The organism is Brevundimonas sp. AJA228-03, assembly GCF_017795885.1.
Classification (GTDB): Bacteria; Pseudomonadota; Alphaproteobacteria; order Caulobacterales; family Caulobacteraceae; genus Brevundimonas.
Window position 1 is genome coordinate 372,394 of sequence record NZ_CP059297.1, and the last position, 19,687, is coordinate 392,080.

The window sequence follows — 19,687 nt, forward strand, 5'->3', positions numbered from 1 at the left end:
GTCCGGGCCTTGGTGGAGGGATCGATGAGCGACGGAACGCTGGAAGCCTTTCCGGTCGAAGACGGCCCGCCGGATCATGCGGATCGCCCCCTGCCGGGCGGGCGCACCGACACCTATCGCCATCCACCGCTGGTGCGGATCAATCACTGGCTGAACGTGACGGCGGTCGTCGTCCTGCTGATGAGCGGGGCCAATATCCTGCTGGCCCATCCGCATCTGTACTGGGGCGTGCGTTCGACCTTCGCCGATCCCTGGCTGAGCATTCCGACCATTCCCGACTGGCTGCTGATTCCGCAGGGGCGGAACCTGGCCGAAGCGAGAACCTGGCATTTCTTCTTCGCCTGGGTCTTCGTGATCAACGGCCTGATCTACCTGGCCTATGGCTTCGCCTCGAAACGGTTTGGGCGGCGGCTGTGGCCGACCACGGACGAGCTGAAGGGCACCTGGGCCTCGGTCAAGGAGCACGCCCGCTTCCACTTTCCAAAGGATGAGGAGGCCCGGACCTACAACGTCATCCAGAAGCTGACCTATGTGACGATCATCCTGGTAATCCTGCCGATGATGCTTATCACGGGGCTGTCGATGTCGCCGGGGTTCAATGCGGTGGGCGGCTTCCTGCTGGACATCATGGGCGGGCGTCAGTCGGCGCGGACGCTGCATTTCCTCTCGGCCGGGCTGATCGTGGGCTTCATCGTCGTCCACGTCTTCCTCGTCTTCTGGACCGGCTTCCTGAACAACATGCGGGCGATGATCACGGGCTGGTTCGTGCTGGAGCCCTCCGACACCACAAAGGGGGATGCGGCATGAGCGGGACCCCGATTAACCGCCGGTCCTGGCTGGGTCGGGCGCTGGCGACGGCGGGCGTGATGGCGCTGGCCGGCTGTCAGAGAGCCAGCGACGCCGGGGCGAGCCTGCTGGTCAGCGCCGAGGCCCTGACCCGTCGTGCGCAGCGTCTGCTGATCCCGCGCGAGGCCCTGGCCCCGGAGTACGACGTCTCGGAGATCAGCCCGGATTTCAAGCCCAACGGCTCCATCTCGCCAGCGGCGGCGGACTATGTGGCGCTGCGGGACGCGGGCTTCGCCGACTACCGGCTGGAGGTGGGCGGTCTGGTCGAGCGGCCGTTGAGCCTGTCGCTGGCCGAGCTGCGGGCGCGCCCGTCGCGGACCCAGATCACCAAGCACGACTGCGTCGAGGGCTGGACGGCGATCGGGCAATGGACCGGGGTCCGGCTGGAGACCCTGCTGGACGAGGCGGGCCTGAAGCCCGAAGCCCGGTACATCGTCTTCCACTGCTTCGACGCCCTGACCCAGACCGAGGACGGGCCGCGCTACTATGAGAGCATCGACCTGGTCGACGCCCGCCATCCCCAGACCCTGCTGGCCTACGACATGAACGGGGAGGTCCTGGGCGTTCCCCACGGCGCGCCCCTGCGGCTCCGGGTCGAGCGCCAGCTGGGCTACAAACAGGCCAAATACATCCGCCGGATCGAGGCCGTCGAGCGCTTCGACGACATCGAGGGCGGCAAGGGCGGCTACTGGCCCGACCGCGGCTACGCCTGGTACGCGGGGATCTGAGCCTAACCCGCGACCATGCTCATGTCGCGGCGGGCCATCAGCTTGTCGAACTCGCCCCAGACGCCGTCGGCGCCGTGCCAGGCGCCGGTGGTGGCGGCCTTGGAGTATTCGGTGGCGCGCGCCTCGAAGAAGTTGGCGTGCTCGACGCCACTGAGCAGCGATTGCAGCCAGGGCAGAGGGTTTTCCTTGATGCCGTAGAGCTCGGGCAGCTTCAGCTGGCGCAGGCGCCAGTCGGCGATGAAGCGGATGTACTGCTTGATGTCCCCGGGCGTCATGCCCTGGACCTCGCCGGCCTCGAAGGCCAGGTCGATGAACTTGTCCTCCAGACCGACCACGGTGCGGCAGCATTCGACGATGTCGTCGGCCACGGCGGGCGTGACGCAGCCCGTTTCCTTGTTGAAGGCGTGGTACAGTTTGATGATGCCGTCGCAGTGCAGGCTCTCGTCGCGGACCGACCAGGACACGATCTGGCCCATGCCCTTCATCTTGTTCTGGCGCGGGAAGTTCATCAGCATCGCGAAGGAGGCGAACAGCTGCAGCCCCTCGGTGAAGCCGCCGAACATGGCGAGCGTCCGGGCGATGTCGGCCTCGGTCTCGACCCCGAACTGGCCCATATAGTTGTGCTTGTCCCGCATGGCCTCGTATTCCATGAAGGCCCCGAACTCGCTCTCGGGCATGCCGATGGTTTCCAGCAGCAGGGCATAGGCCGCGATGTGGATGGTCTCCATGTTGGCGAAGGACGACAGCATCATCTTCACCTCGGTCGGCTTGAACACCCGACCGTATTTTTCCATGTAGTTGTCGGCGACCTCGATGTCCGACTGGGTGAAGAAGCGGAAGATCTGCGTCAGCAGGTTGCGCTCCCTGTCGTTCAGGTTCGCCGCCCAGTCCTTGCAGTCCTCGCCCAGCGGCACCTCTTCGGGCATCCAGTGGACCTGCTGCTGCTTCTTCCACATGTCGAACGCCCACGGATAGCGGAACGGCTTGTAGGCCGCCGAGGGGGTCAGCAGGCCAGGCAGGGCGGGCTTGATCGAGACGTGAGCGTTCATGGCATGACCGGAAATGGAAGCGGCGGGGACGAGTGGGCGACCTGGGACCTTATCCAACCCCAGAATCGATCCGAATGCTACGGGTAGATGGTTAACGATCCCCAGCCTCAACATCTTGTGTGAATTGGGGGAGCGTTTTGGGTCACGGTGACGCAGGCCGAGGTGACTCTCCGTAACCCAGGCGGCGTCCGGCGTGTCCGTCCCCGGTGCATCCTGCCCGTCGCCGTGGTCAGCCATCGTGTCGTGAACGTGCTGTAGCCAGGCCGCGCGGATGGCCACCGCCTCGCCCACCTCCACTACGTTCGACGAAAACGCCAGATCAGCGCGGGCAGCATGAACAGTGTCGCTGCCGTTGAGGTGAGCAGCCCACCGAGAATGACAATCGCCATAGGCCCCTGGATTTCGCGCCCGGCTTCACCGTTCTGAAGGGCAAGCGGAAGAAGTCCCAGACCCGTTACCAGGGCGGTCATCAGGATCGGCGTAACCCGTTCCTCGGTCGCCTTGACGAGGGTGTGCAGCGACCATTCCCGCGCCTCATGTCGAACGACGTGATCGACGTGCGAGACCAGCAGGATCGAGTTCCTCGATGAAATCCCGAAGAGGGTGACGAAGCCCACGAGGGCCCCGAGCGACAGGCTGCCGCCCGCGAGAGGCAACGCCAGGATGCCCCCAAGGAGCGCCACCGGCGCACAGCAAAGTACCAGTCCGACCGAGCGTCCGTCGCCGAACGCGAGGATCAGAAGGACGACGGCAGCCAAGGCCGCAATGGCGCAGTTGAACACGAGTTGATTGCGGGCCGAGGCGGCAGCGTCCGCCGTGCTGGACACGGACGCGACGATGCCGGGCGGCAGGCGTAATGACGCGATAGCAGCCTTGGCCTCGCGGGCGACCCGAGCCACATTTGCCGGGTTGGGATCGGCGGTGACGACTTCCCGGCGACGTCCTGCCTCACGCGAGACGACGGTCCGCTGGCTTCCCATCCCGACATCAGCGACGCTGGAGAGCGGCACCTCGCCTGCCGCGCCCCGCAACATGACCTGCCCAATGGCCGTGGGGTCGGCGCGCTGCTCCGGCGGCAGAATGACCGTCACGTCGATGGCCCGATCCGGACGATAGAGCTGCGTCGCGACGGTGCCCAGATAGGCGCTCGACACCACATCGAGCATGTCGTTGACAGTCAGTCCCGCGTTCCCCAGCTGGTCGACCCGGGGACTGATCCGGACGGCGGGGGCTTCCGGCGGGGTCTGTCGCGTCACATCGCCGGTGCCGGGTATGGCCTCCAGTGCGCGCGCGACGGCATGGCTCGCCAGATCGAGCTCGCCGAGATCGTCACCGAAGACGCTGACGGCGACCGGGGCCTTTTCGCCGGTCACGGACTCCCCGATCCGGTCGCCCAGGAAGGTCAGGACTTCGGTCTCAAGGCCCGGATGGCTCTCCAGGGCCGCGTGCAATCCAGCCTCGACCCTGTCCTGCGCGGCCCCGCTGAGGTGAGGCTTCAGTTCGATATGGAACTCGCTCTGCTCCGGTCCCCAGGTATCTTCCCCGCCTTGCGCGCGCCCGATCTGTTGCTCGACGGTCTGAACCCCGTCGATCGCGAGGAACTCGGTCGTGAGAGACCGACCCAGGCTGCGGCTGGCCTCCAGCGAGGTGCCGGGCACAGCGGACACCCCCACCACGAAATGCCCTTCGCGAAAGGTCGGCAGCAGCTCGGAGGGGAAAACGAAGGGGGCAACCAGCATGGCGGCGGCGCTTGCACAGGTGACGACGATTGCAACACGGCCCTGGCCTGCACCCCTGGCGATCAGTCTTGTGGCGCGCGCCTTGAGGCTTGCGAGCCATACCGGTTCGGACACGGGCGTCCAGCCGCCGAGGGTGAGCAAGGCCAGAGCCGGAGTCACGATGACCGCGACCAGAAGCGAGGCTATCGTCGCCAGAATGAAGGCAGACGCCAGAGGACTGAAGAAGCGACCCTGCAGCCCGTCCAGCAACAGGACGGGCGCGAGGGTCAGTGCGACGACCAGGGTCGCATAGACGACCGGCCCGCGCACCTCGACCGATGCGTGCTGGATGACCTCGGCGAGCGATCCAGACGTCTTCTGTCGCAGGCGTCGGACGATATTCTCGACGTCGATGACCGCATCATCGACCACGACGCCCAGCGCGACTGCGAGGCCGCCGAGGACCATCGTGTCGAGGGTATGCCCGAGGAGGTCCATGACGATCAGGGCGGAGAGAAGCGAGATCGGGATGCTCACGAATGAGATGATCACGGTCCGGACGCTGCCCATGAAGGCGAACAGGACGACCGCGATCAGGACCGCGCCGAGGACCAGGTCCTCGCGAAGTCCGGACAGGGCGGTGTTGATGAAATTCGCCGGGCGGTGGAGGTCGGCGTTGACGGAAACCCTCTGGGCGGTCAGCGACGGTTGAAGCTCGGCAAGGGCGGCGTCGACCGCTCGGGTCGCGTCGAGGGTGTTGGCCCCATACTGGCTCGACAGGCTGACCAGCACGCCGGGCCGGCCCATGATCAGCGCCTCGCCGAGACGGGGCTCGAACGCCTCGACGACATCGGCGACGTCTCCGACCGTAACGCGCTGGCCCACGACGGATCGGATGACGCCGCGCGCCAGATCATCAGGACCCTGGGCCTGTCCCTGGGGCGTGATGAGGATGCGCTGGGAAGGCGTGTCGACGAAGCCGCCTCCCCGAACGCCTGTGGCTGCAGCAACGGCACTGGCGAGGTCGGACGGCGTGAGGTTGAACCGCGCCATATCGCCAGGCCGCATCCGCACCTCTATCCGGCTGACCTCCCCGCCATAGACGCTGGCCCGCGCGACGCCCTGCGTTGCCAGTAGCCGGGGACGAACGACCGTATCGATCAGGCTTCGCAGCTGCTCCGGTGAAAGCGCCTCACTCGTGAAGCCGATCTTCAGAAGGTCCATCGTCGAGGAGGTCAAGGGCGCGACCTGGGGCGACCGGGCGATGGCGGGCAGGGCCGAACCAGCCTCGACGAGGCTGTCCGTGACGGTCTGGCGGGCGCGATAGGGATCGACCTTGTCGGCGAAGATCACCGTCACAACGGAAATGCCCTGGATCGACTCGGATCGGACAGCCTCGACACCCTGGCCGCCCGCGATGGCTTGCTCGATAGGGCGGGTGATCAGCTGTTCGACCTGTTCAGCAGACAGACCAGGCGCTTCCGTCTGGACCTCCACCTGGGGCGGCACGAAATCCGGAAAGACGTCGAACCTGGCTCTCGATAGCGTAACCAGGCCATAGGCAACGATGAGGCCCGCCAGAAGTGCGACGAGCCGGGGGCGGGATAGTGACCATCGGACAATGAGGGTGAGCATGTCGCCTCTGAATGAGTCTCGTTTGACAAGCTCTACGGTGGTTCGCTTTTTGCCGCCGCGCCCAATGTGCCCAAGCGGCATGAATGTTCGCGACGGATCGAAACCGGTCTATAGCCCGGGGTGAGAAGCGGGCGTCATCGGTTCGGCCGGTTCTAACGGTGAACCTCATCCAGATGGCCGAAGTTGCCAGCAAGGGTCGCGCCACAGCCGTGCGCGAACCTGACGGGAGCGGTAGACAGTCCAATATGGTTAATATAACGCTGATCATGCCTCGAAAGCGCCATTAGAGTGATTTCGCTTCTGAGGGGAATATGTGTTCTTTCAGAGGGTTAGGGGAGTTATTTCATGGAACCAGTCTCGATGTTGGTGGCTTCCATGCTGCTGGGCGGCATGGTCGAAGCACCGGACGGATGCGCACCGCATCCGCACTACGACGGCGAACTCTGCCCGTGCGTCTATCACACCGACTTCTACGGTCCCTGGACCGGCGGTGCATGGCCGGGTCCCGGAGGACCTCCCGGCGGCTGGGGTCCCGCTGTTCACATCCCGGCCGGGCCTGCCATACACGTTCATGCGCCGGGCGTGGTCGTCTATGGTCGTCCGGTCGAGGTGGAAGGCCCCACCATCTATGTCGCCGGCCCGCCGGTCTGGGTGAACGCCCCTCCGATCCGCGTGGCACCTGCGCAGATCTACATCCAGCGTCCCGAAGTCCACGTCCGGCCCTCGGAAATCCTGGTCGAGCCGCCGCAGGTCCACTTCGCGGACTGCCCGGACGGCACCGTCTGCGCGCCCATGCCGGGCGGCCACTAACCCTGATGATCGCCGGCGGGGCCGGACGGCCCCGCCGGCATCTTCGGTGGATCAACAAAAAGACCCGGACGCTGCTCGACGTCCGGGTCCTTTATTGTCTGGAGGCTGTTCGCGCCGGGCGCGGGCGGCGTCAGCTGGCCGGGGGAACCACGGCCTGGACGTTGGCCGGTTCGGCCATCGGGGCGGCGCAGAAATCGCGGGCCTCGCGCGCCAGCCCCAGATAGCCGCCGTCCAGCGCCGCCCTGATGGCGTCGTCGCAGCGATCCTCGGCCAGCAGGCCCGTCACCGATCGCTGCACCGTCTGATAGGCGACCTGGCGATCCCGCAGCGCGCGGGCGGCCCGACGGTCGTCGGGCAGGCACAGGGACATCCAGCCGGCATCGGCACAGCGCGCCACAAGACCGGCCTCCCGCTCCGTCAAAATGCCGGTCTCGGACCTGGCGGCGCCGGCTTCGGTCGGGACGGTCCCGTTCGCGGGTGCGCCCGGGGTCGGGGGCGGGGCCGGTCCGGTCCGCGAGGTCAGTTCCAGTTCCGACGCCTCACCGGTGAAGGGGATGATCTCCACGTCCGGCACCTGATAGCGGCAGACCCAGCGGCCCTGCTCCATGGCACAGGACTGCAGCGTGGCCTGGACCGCCTGGGGCGGAGCCGCGGGGGACGCCGAGGGGAGCGCGGCAGCCGGGTCGGCGACGGCGAGAGCCAGCATCAGGCCGATCATGTCGGTCCTCCCGCAGATGGGGTCGAAACGGGGGCTTCGACCGTCCGGGATTTAGTTAACGCCGACGCGGCGTGGCGACCTAGTGAAATTTCAGGTTTCAGCGACTGCCGGGTCGTCGACCAGGGTGGCATGGTGCACAGCCTGGCGACGCTCCACCGCATAGCTGACCAGCCACAGGGCCATGGCCCAGGCCGCGCCAACGCACCAGCCGGCCATGACGTCGGTGGCCCAGTGGGCGCCGAGATAGACGCGGGTCAGGCCGACCATCAGGGCGAAGACCATGCCGACGCCGAGCACATAGGCCTTCAGCCGCCGTCTGGGGAAGGCGCGCGTCATCATCACCGCAACCGTCAGATAGAAGACCGTCGACAGCAGGGCGTGGCCGGACGGGAAGCTGGCGTTCAATGTCTCGACCGCCTGGAAGTCGGCCGGCGGGCGTTCACGGCCGAACATGGCCTTCAGGCCCTCGCTCAGACCGACGCCCCCGGCCAGGCCCACGACCAGCAGCAGGGCCGATAGTCGCTTCCTGAGGATCAGGAGTATGCCAAGGGCGACGACCGCGAACAGGGTCAGGACAGCGATGCCGCCGAGGGAGGTCAGGTCGGTCGCCGCCTCGTGCAGCCACCAGGGCCCACGCGGCTGGCCGGCGACCGGCTGCATCCAGTGCAGGATGGCCTGGTCGAAGGCCTGGCCGTCCGCCTCGGTCATGTCGTCGGCGAGCCCGACGAAGGTCACGGTCCCCAGGGTGACGACGGCGAGGGCGCCGAGGGCGGCGAATTCGGCCCGCGCCACGGAAAGCGCGCGACGGAGAAAAGGGACGAGATCGGAAGATGGCATCGTTTGCTAACGGTCAAGCTGGGGGCCCGTTCCGGATCACGGTTTCGTGAATTCTGTCACAATGCTGCGTCGCACGGCCGTCGCGCCCTTTTGCACAGGGTCATCCCCTGCCCCGAGATGATTCGGAACGAATTGCGGCGTCAAGCCCGTTGACGGTTGGTTAGGCATCTGCGCCCCATATATTGGTTCGGGGAGTGCTTCGGCCACTAGATGCAGTGGTTGGAGCCTGGCGGCTTCACTTCGATTTTTGGTTCAGGGCGATAACGATTATGGCTGGCGGGGAAGCATTGAAGACGGTTGATTTTGCGGCGGTTCCCGGCGTGCCACAGGGCGCGCTGGCGTCCGATCGTCCCCATCTGACCGTGGTGCGCAGCCTCGAACTGGACCGGACCCGCGACGACCTTCTGACCGACTTCGGCAAGAAGACGCTGGAGGATCGCTATCTGCTGCCCGGCGAGAGCTATCAGGACATGTTCGCCCGCGTCTCGACGGCCTATGCCGACGACGCCGATCATGCCCAGCGCGTCTATGACTACATGTCCAGACTATGGTTCATGCCCTCGACGCCGGTGCTGTCGAACGGCGGCGCGAACCGCGGCCTGCCGATCTCCTGCTTCCTGAACTCGGTCGCCGACAGCCTGGACGGCATCCAGCGCGTCTGGAACGAGAACGTCAGCCTGGCCTCGAACGGCGGCGGCATCGGCACCTATTGGGGCGGCGTCCGCTCGATCGGCGAAAAGGTGAAGGGCGCGGGCCAGACCAGCGGCATCATCCCCTTCATCCGCGTGATGGATTCGCTGACGCTCGCGATCAGCCAGGGCTCGCTGCGCCGGGGTTCGGCGGCGGTGTACCTGGATGTGCACCACCCCGAGATCGAGGAGTTCCTGGAGATCCGGAAGCCCTCGGGCGACTTCAATCGCAAGTCCCTGAACCTGCACCACGGCATCAACATCACCGACGAATTCATGGAGGCGGTGAAGGCCGGGACCGATTTCGCCCTGCTGTCGCCCAAGGACCAGGCGGTCATCCGCCGCGTCGATGCGCGGTCGCTGTGGCAGAAGATCCTCGAGATCCGCCTGCAGACCGGCGAGCCCTATCTGATCTTCTCGGACACGGTGAACCGCCAGATGCCGCGGCACCAGCAGGAGCTGGGACTGAAGGTCAAACAGTCGAACCTGTGCAGCGAGATCATGCTGCACACCGGCCCCGACCACCTGGGCATCGACCGTACCGCCGTCTGCTGCCTGTCGTCGGTCAATGCCGAGATGTTCCTGGAATGGCGCGAAGAGCCCCGCTTCATCGAGGACGTGATGCGGTTCCTGGACAACGTCCTGGAGGACTTCATCACCCGCGCACCGCCGGAGATGGCCGCCGCCGTCTATTCGGCCCGGCGCGAGCGGTCGGTGGGTCTGGGGCTGATGGGCTTCCACTCCTTCCTGCAGAGCCAGGGCGTGGCCTTCGAATCCGCCATGGCCAAGTCGTGGAACATGCGCCTGTTCAAGCACCTGCGCCGCGAGGCCGACAAGGCCAGCGTCAAGCTGGCCGAAGAGAAGGGGCCCTGCGAGGACGCAGCCGAGCGCGGCGTGATGGAGCGGTTCAGCCACAAGCTGGCCATCGCCCCCACGGCCTCGATCTCGATCATCTGTGGCGGGACGAGCGCCGGCATCGAGCCGATCCCGGCCAATATCTACACTCACAAGACCCTGTCGGGCTCGTTCGCCGTCAAGAACCCCTATCTGGAGCAGCTGCTGGAAGGCTATGGCCGCAACACCGACGTCGTCTGGTCGTCGATCCTGGAGCACGAAGGCTCGGTCCAGCATCTCGATTTCCTCTCCGACGACGAAAAGGGCGTGTTCAAGACCGCCTTCGAGCTGGACCAGCGCTGGGTCGTCGAATTGTCGGCCGACCGCTCGCCGGAAATCTGTCAGGCCCAGTCGATCAACCTGTTCATCCCCGGCGACGTGAACAAGTGGGACCTGCATATGCTGCACTGGAAGGCGTGGGAGAGCGGGGTGAAGTCCCTGTATTACCTGCGCTCCAAGTCGGTGCAGCGGGCCGCCTTCGCGGGCGCGGAGGACAAGGCCGAGGTCGAGCCCGATCCCAACCAGCCCGACCTGTTCAGCGCTGCGCGCACCGACTATGACGAGTGCCTGGCCTGCCAGTAGGGCAGGGCGTCAAGGCTCGCAGCACGGTCACTCGCGGCTTCAGCGCGTTCTGCGGCAAGAGGCGCAAACGCCGGGCTCGCGGAGCCTGTCGGCTTGGGCGCAAGGACCACTTTACCCGCCCGGGGTTGATTCGTGCGGTCGTTGCGGGGGGCCGGGAACACGCTTCCGCGCCCCGCGTTCTGCAAGCCTCAGGACCGTGTCACAAAATCGCGGTTGGCCGGGCCGGATTTCCGGTGCATTCTATGTGCCGCTTGCGGGCTGTGGGAGGACCGTTGCCTTATCTGGAGCGACTTGCATCGGGCGTAGTGTGTCTGGTGACCCTGGCGGTCCCGGCCTCTGCCCAGACGTGGGTGAACCAGAACTGGTCGGCAGACCAGCAGGCGACAGCCACCGCCATCACCGCCCGGCTGAATAGCCGACCCGCCTTCGCTGTCGCAGCCGAGGCCGGGTTCGGACCCGGCCTCGAAGTGGCCGATGCCTTCGCTCCAGCGGAAATGCGCAACCCCTTCGCGGCCGCCACGACGCGGGATGTCTGGATCGAGGGCGATGGCCATGCCGACCGCCTGCGGATGCGGACTCGCGGCGAACTGCGCCGCGCCGACGGTGCCCCCCTTCCCGTCTCGCCGCTGGACCATGGTGCCTTCCTGGCCGAGGGCTATGACGTCAGCTTTTCGCGCGGCTGGCCGGTCGCGCGCGGCTATACGGCCTCGGGGCTGGAGGTCACCCTGACGCCGCACGCCGGCATCGGGGTCGGCGACCGCGGCGGTCTGGCGGAGGCGGGAGCCACGCTGAGGATCGGACGCGGTATCGACCGGCTGGTTCCCGAGGGCAGTGCCGAATTCGGCCAACGCGCGCGATGGTATCTGTATGCTGCCGGATCGGGGACGGCCGTCGGCTACAATTTCGCCCGCAACCGTGACGGCGACTATGCCCGCTCGGGCGTCAGTCGCGACAGCGGCAACTTCCTGGGGGATGCCTCGGTCGGCGTGGCGCTTCGCCGGGGCGACATGCAGGGCTCGTTCGGCATCGTCTACCGCGAGATAGAAGCGGAAGGGCTGCGCAGTGGCCGTGGCCTCGACAACGACGTCACCGAGGGTCTGGTGGCCTTCCAGCTGTCGATCAAGCCGCAGTGGTAGACGCGAGAGATCAGGGACTAGGGATTAGGGATTAGGGACTAGGGACTAGGGATTAGGGATCAGGGATTGGCGACTTGGGAAGATGCTCCGTCCTGCCTGGTCTTGATTACGGTCCTAATCCCTAATGCCTAATCCCTCACCCCCCAAACTCTCCCCTCAGATCCAGCCCTTGCGCCTGAACCACAGCAGCGGCAGCAAGGCCGAGACAGCCATGACGACCAGGGCCATCGGATAGCCGCCGGCCCAGCGCAGCTCGGGCATATGCTCGAAATTCATGCCGTAGATGGCGCCGATGAGCGTCGGCGGCATCAGGACCGCGCTGAAAATCGAGAAGACCTTGAAGATCGACGACTGCTCGATGTTGATGAAGCCGAGCGCCGCCGACAGCTGGAAATTGATCCCCGCCGCCACCGCCTGATTGTGCGAGATCAGACTGGCGGCGTCGCTGGCCAGGGATTTCAGATGCTCGCAGGCCTCGGGCGCCTCGTCCATCCGGTCGTCGAAGCCGACGAAGGCGAAGGCGCGGGCCAGCCCGGCCAGACTTTGTTCGATGCGGGCATTGGCGATGTGGGCGCGGCCCAGCTTGGTCACCAGATGCTCGAACCCGACGCGCTTGCCGTCTGAAAAGACGTGGTTGCCGACCGCCTCGACCTTGTGCGCGGTCCTGGCCAGCACATCGGAGGCACGGTCGATGATCGCCTCCATCAGGTTCAGGAACATCTCCAGGCCCGTCGCGCACAGCGAAGGGTCGCGTTCGAGCTTGTCGGTAAACTGGGTGAAGGGACGCGGGTCGAAGTAGCGGATGGTGACCATCGGCCCCGCGGTCAGGACGAAGGTGACGGGATCGCTCCCCGGCAGGTCGGCGTCGCCGTTATGGATGATGTCGGCGGTGACATAGGTCGCGCCGCCCTCGCGATACAGTCGGCTGGAGGCCTCCAGCTCGCTCATTTCCTCGCGCGTCGGAATAGCGATGCCGAGCGCCCTTTCAACGGCCAGGTCCTCCGCGCGTGTCGGCTCGATCAGGTCGATCCACAGGGTGTCGGCCGGCATATTCCATGGGCCTGCGACGTCGATCTCGACGGATTCACAGGCGGCGCAACCGGCGCGATAGAGGCGGATCATCGGCGTCGCCTCAAGGTCGGGTCAGGCGATCAGGGCTGACCGGCGGGCGAGCTGGCATTCGCGGCCATCTGGCGACCGGCGTCATAGGCGTCGCGGGCACCGTTATAGATGAAGCCATAGGTCGGATAGACGGTGGTGCCCAGGTCATTGATCGGATTGTACCACACCTTCACCTCGCTCCAGTCGTTGGCACCGGAGACATCGACGACGGTCACATTCTCCTCGACCCGGCCCCGGCTGCCGCCCCAGTTGGCGTGGGTCACGCGAATGACGCGGTCGGTCAGGATGTCGGACACCACGGCGACATGGCCCCGGCTCATACGGCCTTCGGGGCGAAACACCAGAACCGAGCCGGTCTCGGGCGCGCGGCCGGTGCGGAACCGGTCGACCGCCTGGCTCCACCAGGTCCAGGCGTCACCGAAGATATTGATGCCGGAGAACATCCGCGCGAACGTCACGCACTGCCAGTAGGGATCCTCGGCTCTCGCAGGCGTGGCCACCACGGCAGGGGCCAGCGCAAAAAGACCGAGGGTCGCCGCAACTGCGGCGGCAGTGAGTCGTTTCAACATACGGGATGGGCTCCGACTGTTACGTCCGCTGCTGCAGGCGACCGGGATGCTTGGGGGGAGAGGGCACCTCTGCGCCTGACTACATCAGTAGTCGGCGTTGCGATAGACCATCTGCGCATTGGCGCTGCTTGTGCCCGCTGAAGATGTGGCGACGGCCCGTACATAGATCGTCGTCCGGTCGGGGTAGGTCACGGGCGGCACGATGGCATGGATCCCTTGGCCCGTGGGCCCGGCCTCGATCCGATCAACAAGGATTTCGCGCGCGTTGCTCATGTCCGGGCTGGTGCTGAACGAGACCCGCACCTCCCCGCCCAGCCCATGCCCGTCGACCACGAAATCGAACATCCAGCCGCCCTCGTAGGGCTGGGACTTTTCGAAGCTGATGCTCGGTGCCGCAATGGCAGAAGCCGCAGCGGTCGTGAACGACTGGATCCCGCTCTGCGCCTGGCCGTCGTAATTGCGGACATGCGCCCGGTAGTAATAGGTGGTCCCCGGACGCAGGTCGGACATCGTGGCATGCGATTGGACGACGCCGCCATAACCCTGATCGTTCCGCTCGTCGCCGACGGTATGCGCATCCGACAGATCGGGGGACGTGCCGAGTTCGAACCAGAAATGCCCCGGCAGGCCCGCATCATTGGCCGCCATGCTGAGACCGGCCGAGGTGGAGCCGACATTCCAGTGCCATGTGCGTGCCATCGACGGCGCGTCGGCCAGGGCCGTCCCGGTCCACAAGAACGTTGCCATCAATGCGGCGAGCAGTTTCACGATTCCTTGCTTCATCGCAGCCTCCTCATGACGGAGTAACGCCATTATCAGTTCGCGTGCAGGGCCGCAATTGATGGGTTGCGGCCGGCGGCAGACGTGGATTCGGTCGCGCGAATGCGCAGGGGACCCGTCCGCCGCCACGTCAGGACAGACCGGTCGCCGGGTCGGCAGCCCTTAGCGCCGGGGCCTTGAAGCCGCCTTTTCAGGCCGGCTGGGGCGTCTCCCTGGCCGAGGCCTTCCGCGCCGCCCTGCGCCCGGCCATAGCCCGCAGGACCCGTCGCGCCGGGCGTTCGACCAGGTGATGGGCGATGGCGGCCACTACGGGCAGGGCCAGCACGACGGCCAGCCACACGAAGAGTTGAAGCTTCTTGTCCTCGGCCCCTGTGACGCGGGCGGCCAGGTTCACCGCCAGCAGTTGCCACGGCACCAGCACCATATAGACGGCATAGCTGATCTCACCCAGATAGACCGCCGGGCGCGAGGCCAGCCAGCCGGTATTGGGCAGGGAGGCCAGGGCGAGGATCAGCCCCCCGCCAAGCAGCACCAAAGCCCCATCGGGCGCGCCCAGCGATCCGGCGACGGCCATGGCCAGAACGCACGCCCCGGCGATCCAGCCCGGACGCGGCAGGGTCCGGCGACGGTGCATCAGATAGAGCGCACAGCCCAGGGCGAAGCAGGGAACGATCCGCAGCGCGCCCCAGCGAATGGTCGCCTCGGTCAGGGAGAAGCCGGCCAGCGCCTGGAACGCAGCATACAGGCCGATCATGAAGGCGGCGGCCCCGACCAGCGCCAGCACGGGCCGGTCGCGCAGTCGCCAGGCCACAAAGGCGAAGGCCGGGAAGGCCAGATAGGCGAACCACTCTGCCGAGATCGACCAGGACGAATGGTTCCAGCCCGACTGCGGAGCCAGGCCCCAGGCGTGCAGCATCAGAAGATTGGCGGGCAGCGACGGCCAGCTGAGGATATTGGCGTCGATCGCCATCCCCATAGCGACGGCGGCGAGGCCCAGCACTCCGACGCCGATCAGGGTCGCCAGATGCAGCGGATAGACCCGCGCGATCCGCGCCCACAGGAAGCCGCCATAGCTGAACCGCTTCTCGCCATGGGCCGCCAGATAGACGTGGCTGAGGATGAAGCCGGACAGGACGAAGAACAGCTCGACCCCCAGATAGCCCTTGGTCACCAGGGTCGGCACGAAGGCGACATCCAGATTGGGCCAGAAGGCATACAGCGCCACCCAGGCGGCCGCGAAGAACCGCAGGGCGGTCAGCGGGCGAAGGTCTGCGGGGGCGGAACCGGAGATCATCGGTCGATCCTGCGCCCGGACCGGTTCGGGAAGCGTTAAGGGCCCCATGATAGCGCGCGACACCATGCTGCCGGACCTGACGTTCGACGACCTGACGGGGCTCAGCGCCGCCGATGCCGGCCTGTCCCGGGACCAGGCGCGTATCGCCCTGACCGGGGCGCTGGGCCTGCTGGATCGCCATGCCGCGCACGAGACCCTGGTCGCACTGTTCGAGGCGGTGCCGGGGGCCGAGGCCGCTGCCCGGTCGGAGGGCGCGGCCCGTCCGAAGCGCGGTCCGTTCGGCGGGCTGATCGCCGGCGCGGGCGGCCTGTCGGGCAAGGCCGTGGCCGAGGCCATGGGGCTGCTGGATCGACTGGAGGAGGTCGGGGTCTCGAAAGCCGATCTGAAGCGGCTGTTGCCCGCCGCGCGCGACCTCATCCGCGCCCGGACCGGTCGCGATCTTCTGGGCGAGGCGGTGCGCAGCGTTCCGGGCGTGGGGCCGCTGCTCGGCGACGCCTGAACCCTACACAGCAGGAGCCTGCGCCAAAGCTTCGGGCGTCGTGCCACAGCCGTTCAGCGTCTCCTCGCCGAGCTCGACCCTGGCCGTCAGCGGATACAGCCGGTCGCTCATGCCGTCCGAGCATTCGGTCGCGATCAGGGTCAGCACCACGGTCTGACCGGAATCGGTCGTGCCGGTGTAGACGGCCGTGGTGCCGGTCACGATCGGAGAGGCGACGGGCGCCGTGACGTCGGCCACGTCCGGGCGGGTCAGAACCAGGTCCTGATCGGCGATGTCGATGGCCCAGAAGGGCTCGGTCCCCAGCACCCGCACCGGCCGGGTCAGGTCGACGCCACCGATGACGACCGGAGCGGTCACCGTCTCGGGCGCGGGCTCCGCCTCGGTCTCCGACGCCTTCGAGCAGCCACCCAGGGCGGCCATCAGGATCAGGGAGGTCAGGACGGGCAGGACGAGGCGCATCGGGGCTCTCCGGAAGATCAGTCGCGCGGAACGAGGCGGGGATAGCCCGTCGCGGCGGCGAGGCAAAGCCCGCCGTCCGACCGCGGGTCACGACGGTCGCACGATGACGATCAGGCGCCTAACGTCGCGTGATGTCGATTCGCGATCGTCCGGCCCTCGTGGCCTATGAGTTCTTCGCCGGGGGCGGGCTGGCGGGTCTGGGCCTCGAGGGCTTCCGGACCCTGTTCGCCAACGACATGGATGCGGCCAAGGCGGCCAGCTGGCGGGCCAATCACGAGGCCGCCATCGCGGTCGGTGACGTCTGGGACCTGACGGCCGCCGATCTGCCGGGGCAGGCCGATCTGGCCTGGGCCTCATCCCCCTGCCAGGACGTCAGCCTGGCCGGTGCGCGGGCGGGGCTGGACGCCCGTCGGTCGGGGGCCTTATGGGGCTTCTGGCGGCTGATCGAGGCGCTGGAGACCGGGGGCCGCGCGCCGCCCGTCATCGTCATCGAGAATGTCGTCGGACTTCTGACCTCCGGCGCGGGTCGGGATTTCGGCGCGATCTGCGAGGCTCTGGCCGGGGCGGGCTATCGCGTCGGGGCCCTGGAGATGGACACGGCCCACTGGCTGCCGCAGTCACGGCCCCGGCTGTTCGTGGTCGCGATGCGGGGTGTTTCGGGGCCGGTCGCGGCGGGACCGGTCGCCCTGTTCCATCCTGCGCGGGTCATCACGGCGCAACAGCGTCTGTCCGGGCGGGCGAAGGCGGCGTGGGTCTGGTGGTCCCTGCCCGCGCCGCCTCGGCGCAACCTCGATCTGGCCGCCCTGCTGGAACCGGACGATGCTGTGGGCTGGTTTACGGACGCGCAGACCGGAGCCCTGCTGGCCCTGACCGCCCCGTTGCATCGCGACCGGCTGGAGGCCGCCCGCGCGTCGGGCGAGCGACGCGTCGCGGCCGCCTTTCGCCGGGTCCGGATCGAAGCGGGGCAGAAGGTCCAGCGGCTGGAGCTGCGGTTCGACGGCCTGGCGGGCTGTCTGCGCACGCCGTCCGGCGGGTCCTCGCGCCAGTATGTGATCGTCTGCGTGGGCGGCAAGGTGCGCGCCCGCCGCCTGACCGGGCGGGAGGCGGCGCGGCTGATGGGGGTGCCCGACACCTATATCCTGCCGCGCGGCGAGACGGCGGCGCTGAAGCTGATGGGCGACGCCGTGGCTGTGCCGGTCGTGCAGGCGCTGGCCGAGGGCCTGCTGCGCCCGGCGCTGGAGGGTCGCGCGGTCAGTCCAGGGTCGGCTTGCCCCGCCCCGACTTGATGTCCGAACGCCGGGTCTTGCCGTCCAGCCGCCGCTCCTTCGACGCCCGCGTCGGACGGGTCGGGACGCGAAAAGTCGGAGCGATCGAGGCCTGGTCCACCATCTCCTGCAGCCGGGCGATGGCGTCGGCGCGGTTGCGCTCCTGGGTTCGGTGACGGACGGCGGTGATCAGGATCACGCCGTCCAGCGTCAGCCGACTGCCCGCCAGCTTCATCAGCCGCGCCTTGACCGGATCGCGCAGCGACGGCGAGTTGACCACGTCGAACCGCATCTGCACCGCGGTCGAGACCTTGTTGACGTTCTGGCCGCCCGGCCCGCCGGCGCGATAGAAGCGGAACTCCAGCTCGTCCTCGGGAATGACGGTCATGCCGAGATTCGCCTGGCCCTGACCACCGCCTGATCCAGCGCCTGCAGGAAGGCCGAGCGGTCACGAGGACCGAACGGTGGCGGGCCGGAGGTGGCCACGCCCATCGAGCGCAGATGCTCGCCCACCATCCGACCGGCCAGGGCCGAGCCGATCGAGTCCGGCGTGAAGGGCTGACCGTTGGACTTCAGCGCCTGGGCCCCGGCCTTCAGGCAGCGGTCGGCGAGGGGGATGTCGGCGGTGACGACGATGTCGCCCGGACCCGCCCGCTCTGCGATCCAGTCGTCGGCGATGTCGGGACCGGCATCGACCACGATCTGTTCGATCCAGCGGTGGCGCGGGGTGTTGATCCAGCTGTTGGACACGACGAAGACGTGCAGGCCGTAGCGCTCGGCCACGCGATAGACCTCGTCCTTCACCGGACAGGCGTCGGCGTCGATGAAGATGCGGGGGGCCATCCGATCAGGATAGCCCGCCCGCATCGTTCGGTGAAGCTGTGCCTCAGCCCCTGGCCCAGACCCCGAACGGATCGGACCACGACAGGCCCATGGCCTCGGCGACGGCGGGATAGGTGATCTCGCCCTTCAGCACGTTCAGGCCGCGCGCCAGGTGCGGGTCCTTCTTCAGCGCCTCAAGTCCGTGGTCGGCCAGGGCCAGGCCGAACGGCAGGGTGGCGTTGTTCAGGGCCTCGGACGAGGTGCGCGGGGCGGCACCCGGCATGTTGGCGACGCAGTAATGGACCACGCCATCGACAGTGTAGGTCGGGTCCTCGTGGGTGGTGGCGTGGCTGGTCTCGAAACAGCCGCCCTGGTCGATGGCGACGTCGACGAGCACCGAGCCCGGCTTCATTCGCTTCAGATGGTCCTTCTTGATCAGCTTGGGGGCCTCGGCTCCGGGGACCAGGACTGCGCCGATGACGACGTCGGCCTTGACGATCTCCTCCTCGATCGCGCCGATCGAGGAATAGCGGGTGATGACGCGGCCGTTGGTGACCTCGTCGATATAGGCCATGCGCGGGATCGAGCGTTCCAGCACCACGACCTCGGCCCCCAGACCCATGGCCATGCGGGCGGCGTTCAGGCCGACGACCCCGCCCCCCAGGACCAGCACGCGGGCCGGGGCCACGCCCGGGACGCCGCAGAACAGCAGGCCCATGCCGCCGTTGTGCTTCAGCAGGGTCTCGGCGGCGGAGAAGACGGCGATCCGTCCGGCGACCTCGGACATCGGGGCCAGCAGGGGCAGGCCGCCCCGCGCATCGGTGACGGTCTCATAGGCGACGGCGGCGCACCGGGAGGCCAGGAGGCCCCGGGTCTGCTCCGGATCGGGGGCCAGGTGCAGGTAGGTGTAGAGGATCTGGTCCTCGCGCAGCATCTCCCACTCGACCTTCTGCGGCTCCTTCACCTTCACGATCATGTCGTTGCCGGCAAAGATCGTCGGCGCATCGGCGACGATGGCGGCACCGGCCCGCCGGAAATCCTCGTCGGTGAAGCCCGCGCCCAGACCGGCTCCGGTCTCGACTGACACGGTGTGACCGTGGGCGACATATTCGCGGACGGCCGTAGGCGTCAGGCCGACGCGGTGTTCGTTCTTTTTGATTTCCTTTGGGACGCCGACACGCATGGGATTTCCTCGCCTCTGATGGGGTTGACCGGAAAATAGCGCCGCCCCGATC

At 67.3% G+C, this 19,687-nt stretch carries 19 protein-coding genes; 7 read left to right on the top strand and 12 right to left on the bottom strand.

Translation table 11 applies throughout. From position 1 onward, the window contains the following. The first annotated feature begins 24 nt into the window (after nucleotides 1–24). Together HZ989_RS01980 and HZ989_RS01985 are read left to right on the top strand one after the other, a co-directional pair. Nucleotides 25–807 (top strand): cytochrome b/b6 domain-containing protein, encoded by a 783-nt coding sequence (locus tag HZ989_RS01980; protein WP_209321978.1) that lies wholly within the window; start codon nucleotides 25–27, stop codon nucleotides 805–807. After that, nucleotides 804–1,574 (top strand): molybdopterin-binding protein, encoded by a 771-nt coding sequence (locus tag HZ989_RS01985; protein WP_209321979.1) that lies wholly within the window; start codon nucleotides 804–806, stop codon nucleotides 1,572–1,574. Before HZ989_RS01980 ends, HZ989_RS01985 begins: the two co-directional genes overlap by 4 nt. A gap of 2 nt (nucleotides 1,575–1,576) precedes the next feature. On the opposite strand, the gene HZ989_RS01990 is transcribed toward HZ989_RS01985, so the two are convergent. Both HZ989_RS01990 and HZ989_RS01995 read right to left on the bottom strand, forming a co-directional pair. Continuing rightward, entirely contained in the window at nucleotides 1,577–2,623 is a 1,047-nt protein-coding gene (locus tag HZ989_RS01990) for a ribonucleotide-diphosphate reductase subunit beta (protein WP_209321980.1), read from the bottom strand. Between the two features lie 296 nt (nucleotides 2,624–2,919). After that, nucleotides 2,920–5,976, bottom strand: a complete 3,057-nt coding sequence (locus HZ989_RS01995; protein ID WP_209321981.1) for an efflux RND transporter permease subunit — start codon at nucleotides 5,974–5,976, stop codon at nucleotides 2,920–2,922. A gap of 360 nt (nucleotides 5,977–6,336) precedes the next feature. Here HZ989_RS01995 and HZ989_RS02000 point away from each other — a divergent pair, with 360 nt between their 5' ends. Beyond that, the gene (locus HZ989_RS02000; RefSeq protein WP_209321982.1) at nucleotides 6,337–6,786 is read left to right on the top strand and encodes a hypothetical protein; all 450 of its coding nucleotides are present in this window, start codon (nucleotides 6,337–6,339) and stop codon (nucleotides 6,784–6,786) included. Nucleotides 6,787–6,916: 130 nt separating this feature from the next. Here the strand turns inward: HZ989_RS02000 and HZ989_RS02005 are convergent, their stop codons facing one another. Continuing rightward, the gene (locus HZ989_RS02005; protein WP_209321983.1) at nucleotides 6,917–7,504 is read right to left on the bottom strand and encodes a hypothetical protein; all 588 of its coding nucleotides are present in this window, start codon (nucleotides 7,502–7,504) and stop codon (nucleotides 6,917–6,919) included. A 90-nt stretch (nucleotides 7,505–7,594) separates the two neighbouring features. Beyond that, nucleotides 7,595–8,296: a phosphatase PAP2 family protein gene (locus tag HZ989_RS02010; RefSeq protein WP_245162422.1), complete on the bottom strand. Its 702-nt coding sequence runs from the start codon at nucleotides 8,294–8,296 to the stop codon at nucleotides 7,595–7,597. A gap of 314 nt (nucleotides 8,297–8,610) precedes the next feature. Here HZ989_RS02010 and HZ989_RS02015 point away from each other — a divergent pair, with 314 nt between their 5' ends. Both HZ989_RS02015 and HZ989_RS02020 read left to right on the top strand, forming a co-directional pair. Then, nucleotides 8,611–10,506, top strand: a complete 1,896-nt coding sequence (locus tag HZ989_RS02015; protein ID WP_209321985.1) for a ribonucleoside-diphosphate reductase subunit alpha — start codon at nucleotides 8,611–8,613, stop codon at nucleotides 10,504–10,506. Nucleotides 10,507–10,820: 314 nt separating this feature from the next. Next, the gene (locus HZ989_RS02020; RefSeq protein WP_245162423.1) at nucleotides 10,821–11,642 is read left to right on the top strand and encodes a lipid A-modifier LpxR family protein; all 822 of its coding nucleotides are present in this window, start codon (nucleotides 10,821–10,823) and stop codon (nucleotides 11,640–11,642) included. 156 nt (nucleotides 11,643–11,798) lie between these two features. Here the strand turns inward: HZ989_RS02020 and HZ989_RS02025 are convergent, their stop codons facing one another. The 4 genes from HZ989_RS02025 to HZ989_RS02040 all read right to left on the bottom strand — a co-directional run bounded on the left by HZ989_RS02025 (nucleotide 11,799) and on the right by HZ989_RS02040 (nucleotide 15,407). Further along, on the bottom strand, nucleotides 11,799–12,764 hold the full coding sequence (locus tag HZ989_RS02025; RefSeq protein ID WP_209321987.1) for a magnesium transporter CorA family protein: 966 nt from the start codon (nucleotides 12,762–12,764) through the stop codon (nucleotides 11,799–11,801). Nucleotides 12,765–12,793: 29 nt separating this feature from the next. Continuing rightward, nucleotides 12,794–13,333 (bottom strand): CHAP domain-containing protein, encoded by a 540-nt coding sequence (locus HZ989_RS02030; protein WP_209321988.1) that lies wholly within the window; start codon nucleotides 13,331–13,333, stop codon nucleotides 12,794–12,796. Between the two features lie 84 nt (nucleotides 13,334–13,417). Then, nucleotides 13,418–14,116 carry a fibronectin type III domain-containing protein gene (locus HZ989_RS02035; protein ID WP_209321989.1) on the bottom strand — a complete coding sequence of 233 codons (699 nt, stop codon included), beginning with the start codon at nucleotides 14,114–14,116 and terminating at the stop codon, nucleotides 13,418–13,420. A gap of 187 nt (nucleotides 14,117–14,303) precedes the next feature. Further along, on the bottom strand, nucleotides 14,304–15,407 hold the full coding sequence (locus HZ989_RS02040; protein ID WP_209321990.1) for an acyltransferase: 1,104 nt from the start codon (nucleotides 15,405–15,407) through the stop codon (nucleotides 14,304–14,306). A 46-nt stretch (nucleotides 15,408–15,453) separates the two neighbouring features. Between HZ989_RS02040 and HZ989_RS02045 the strand changes: the two genes are divergently transcribed. Then, nucleotides 15,454–15,906 carry a hypothetical protein gene (locus HZ989_RS02045; protein WP_209321991.1) on the top strand — a complete coding sequence of 151 codons (453 nt, stop codon included), beginning with the start codon at nucleotides 15,454–15,456 and terminating at the stop codon, nucleotides 15,904–15,906. A gap of 3 nt (nucleotides 15,907–15,909) precedes the next feature. Here HZ989_RS02045 and HZ989_RS02050 read toward each other — a convergent pair whose 3' ends face one another. After that, complete coding sequence (locus HZ989_RS02050) at nucleotides 15,910–16,365, bottom strand: COG3650 family protein (RefSeq protein WP_209321992.1); 456 nt, start codon at nucleotides 16,363–16,365, stop codon at nucleotides 15,910–15,912. 131 nt (nucleotides 16,366–16,496) lie between these two features. Between HZ989_RS02050 and HZ989_RS02055 the strand changes: the two genes are divergently transcribed. Further along, nucleotides 16,497–17,651 (top strand): DNA cytosine methyltransferase, encoded by a 1,155-nt coding sequence (locus tag HZ989_RS02055; RefSeq protein ID WP_209321993.1) that lies wholly within the window; start codon nucleotides 16,497–16,499, stop codon nucleotides 17,649–17,651. Here HZ989_RS02055 and arfB read toward each other — a convergent pair. The 3 genes from arfB to ald are packed head-to-tail and all read right to left on the bottom strand — an operon-like array spanning nucleotide 17,617 to nucleotide 19,635. Continuing rightward, nucleotides 17,617–18,018 (bottom strand): alternative ribosome rescue aminoacyl-tRNA hydrolase ArfB, encoded by a 402-nt coding sequence (gene arfB / locus HZ989_RS02060; RefSeq protein ID WP_209321994.1) that lies wholly within the window; start codon nucleotides 18,016–18,018, stop codon nucleotides 17,617–17,619. The genes HZ989_RS02055 and arfB overlap by 35 nt on opposite strands. Then, complete coding sequence (locus tag HZ989_RS02065; protein WP_209321995.1) at nucleotides 18,015–18,473, bottom strand: YaiI/YqxD family protein; 459 nt, start codon at nucleotides 18,471–18,473, stop codon at nucleotides 18,015–18,017. Before HZ989_RS02065 ends, arfB begins: the two co-directional genes overlap by 4 nt. Before the next feature lie 43 nt (nucleotides 18,474–18,516). Further along, complete coding sequence (gene ald / locus HZ989_RS02070) at nucleotides 18,517–19,635, bottom strand: alanine dehydrogenase (RefSeq protein ID WP_209321996.1); 1,119 nt, start codon at nucleotides 19,633–19,635, stop codon at nucleotides 18,517–18,519. Between the last annotated feature and the right edge of the window lie 52 nt (nucleotides 19,636–19,687).

Bases quoted from the DNA above. Each gene is read 5' to 3' on its own strand.
- HZ989_RS01980 (WP_209321978.1), top strand. From the start codon at position 25: ATGAGCGACGGAACGCTGGAAGCCTTTCCGGTCGAAGACGGCCCGCCG.
- HZ989_RS01985 (WP_209321979.1), top strand. From the start codon at position 804: ATGAGCGGGACCCCGATTAACCGCCGGTCCTGGCTGGGTCGGGCGCTG.
- HZ989_RS01990 (WP_209321980.1), bottom strand. From the start codon at position 2,623: ATGAACGCTCACGTCTCGATCAAGCCCGCCCTGCCTGGCCTGCTGACC.
- HZ989_RS01995 (WP_209321981.1), bottom strand. From the start codon at position 5,976: ATGCTCACCCTCATTGTCCGATGGTCACTATCCCGCCCCCGGCTCGTC.
- HZ989_RS02000 (WP_209321982.1), top strand. From the start codon at position 6,337: ATGTTGGTGGCTTCCATGCTGCTGGGCGGCATGGTCGAAGCACCGGAC.
- HZ989_RS02005 (WP_209321983.1), bottom strand. From the start codon at position 7,504: ATGATCGGCCTGATGCTGGCTCTCGCCGTCGCCGACCCGGCTGCCGCG.
- HZ989_RS02015 (WP_209321985.1), top strand. From the start codon at position 8,611: ATGGCTGGCGGGGAAGCATTGAAGACGGTTGATTTTGCGGCGGTTCCC.
- HZ989_RS02025 (WP_209321987.1), bottom strand. From the start codon at position 12,764: ATGATCCGCCTCTATCGCGCCGGTTGCGCCGCCTGTGAATCCGTCGAG.
- HZ989_RS02030 (WP_209321988.1), bottom strand. From the start codon at position 13,333: ATGTTGAAACGACTCACTGCCGCCGCAGTTGCGGCGACCCTCGGTCTT.
- HZ989_RS02035 (WP_209321989.1), bottom strand. From the start codon at position 14,116: ATGAAGCAAGGAATCGTGAAACTGCTCGCCGCATTGATGGCAACGTTC.
- HZ989_RS02040 (WP_209321990.1), bottom strand. From the start codon at position 15,407: ATGATCTCCGGTTCCGCCCCCGCAGACCTTCGCCCGCTGACCGCCCTG.
- HZ989_RS02045 (WP_209321991.1), top strand. From the start codon at position 15,454: ATGATAGCGCGCGACACCATGCTGCCGGACCTGACGTTCGACGACCTG.
- HZ989_RS02050 (WP_209321992.1), bottom strand. From the start codon at position 16,365: ATGCGCCTCGTCCTGCCCGTCCTGACCTCCCTGATCCTGATGGCCGCC.
- HZ989_RS02055 (WP_209321993.1), top strand. From the start codon at position 16,497: ATGTCGATTCGCGATCGTCCGGCCCTCGTGGCCTATGAGTTCTTCGCC.
- arfB (WP_209321994.1), bottom strand. From the start codon at position 18,018: ATGACCGTCATTCCCGAGGACGAGCTGGAGTTCCGCTTCTATCGCGCC.
- HZ989_RS02065 (WP_209321995.1), bottom strand. From the start codon at position 18,473: ATGGCCCCCCGCATCTTCATCGACGCCGACGCCTGTCCGGTGAAGGAC.
- ald (WP_209321996.1), bottom strand. From the start codon at position 19,635: ATGCGTGTCGGCGTCCCAAAGGAAATCAAAAAGAACGAACACCGCGTC.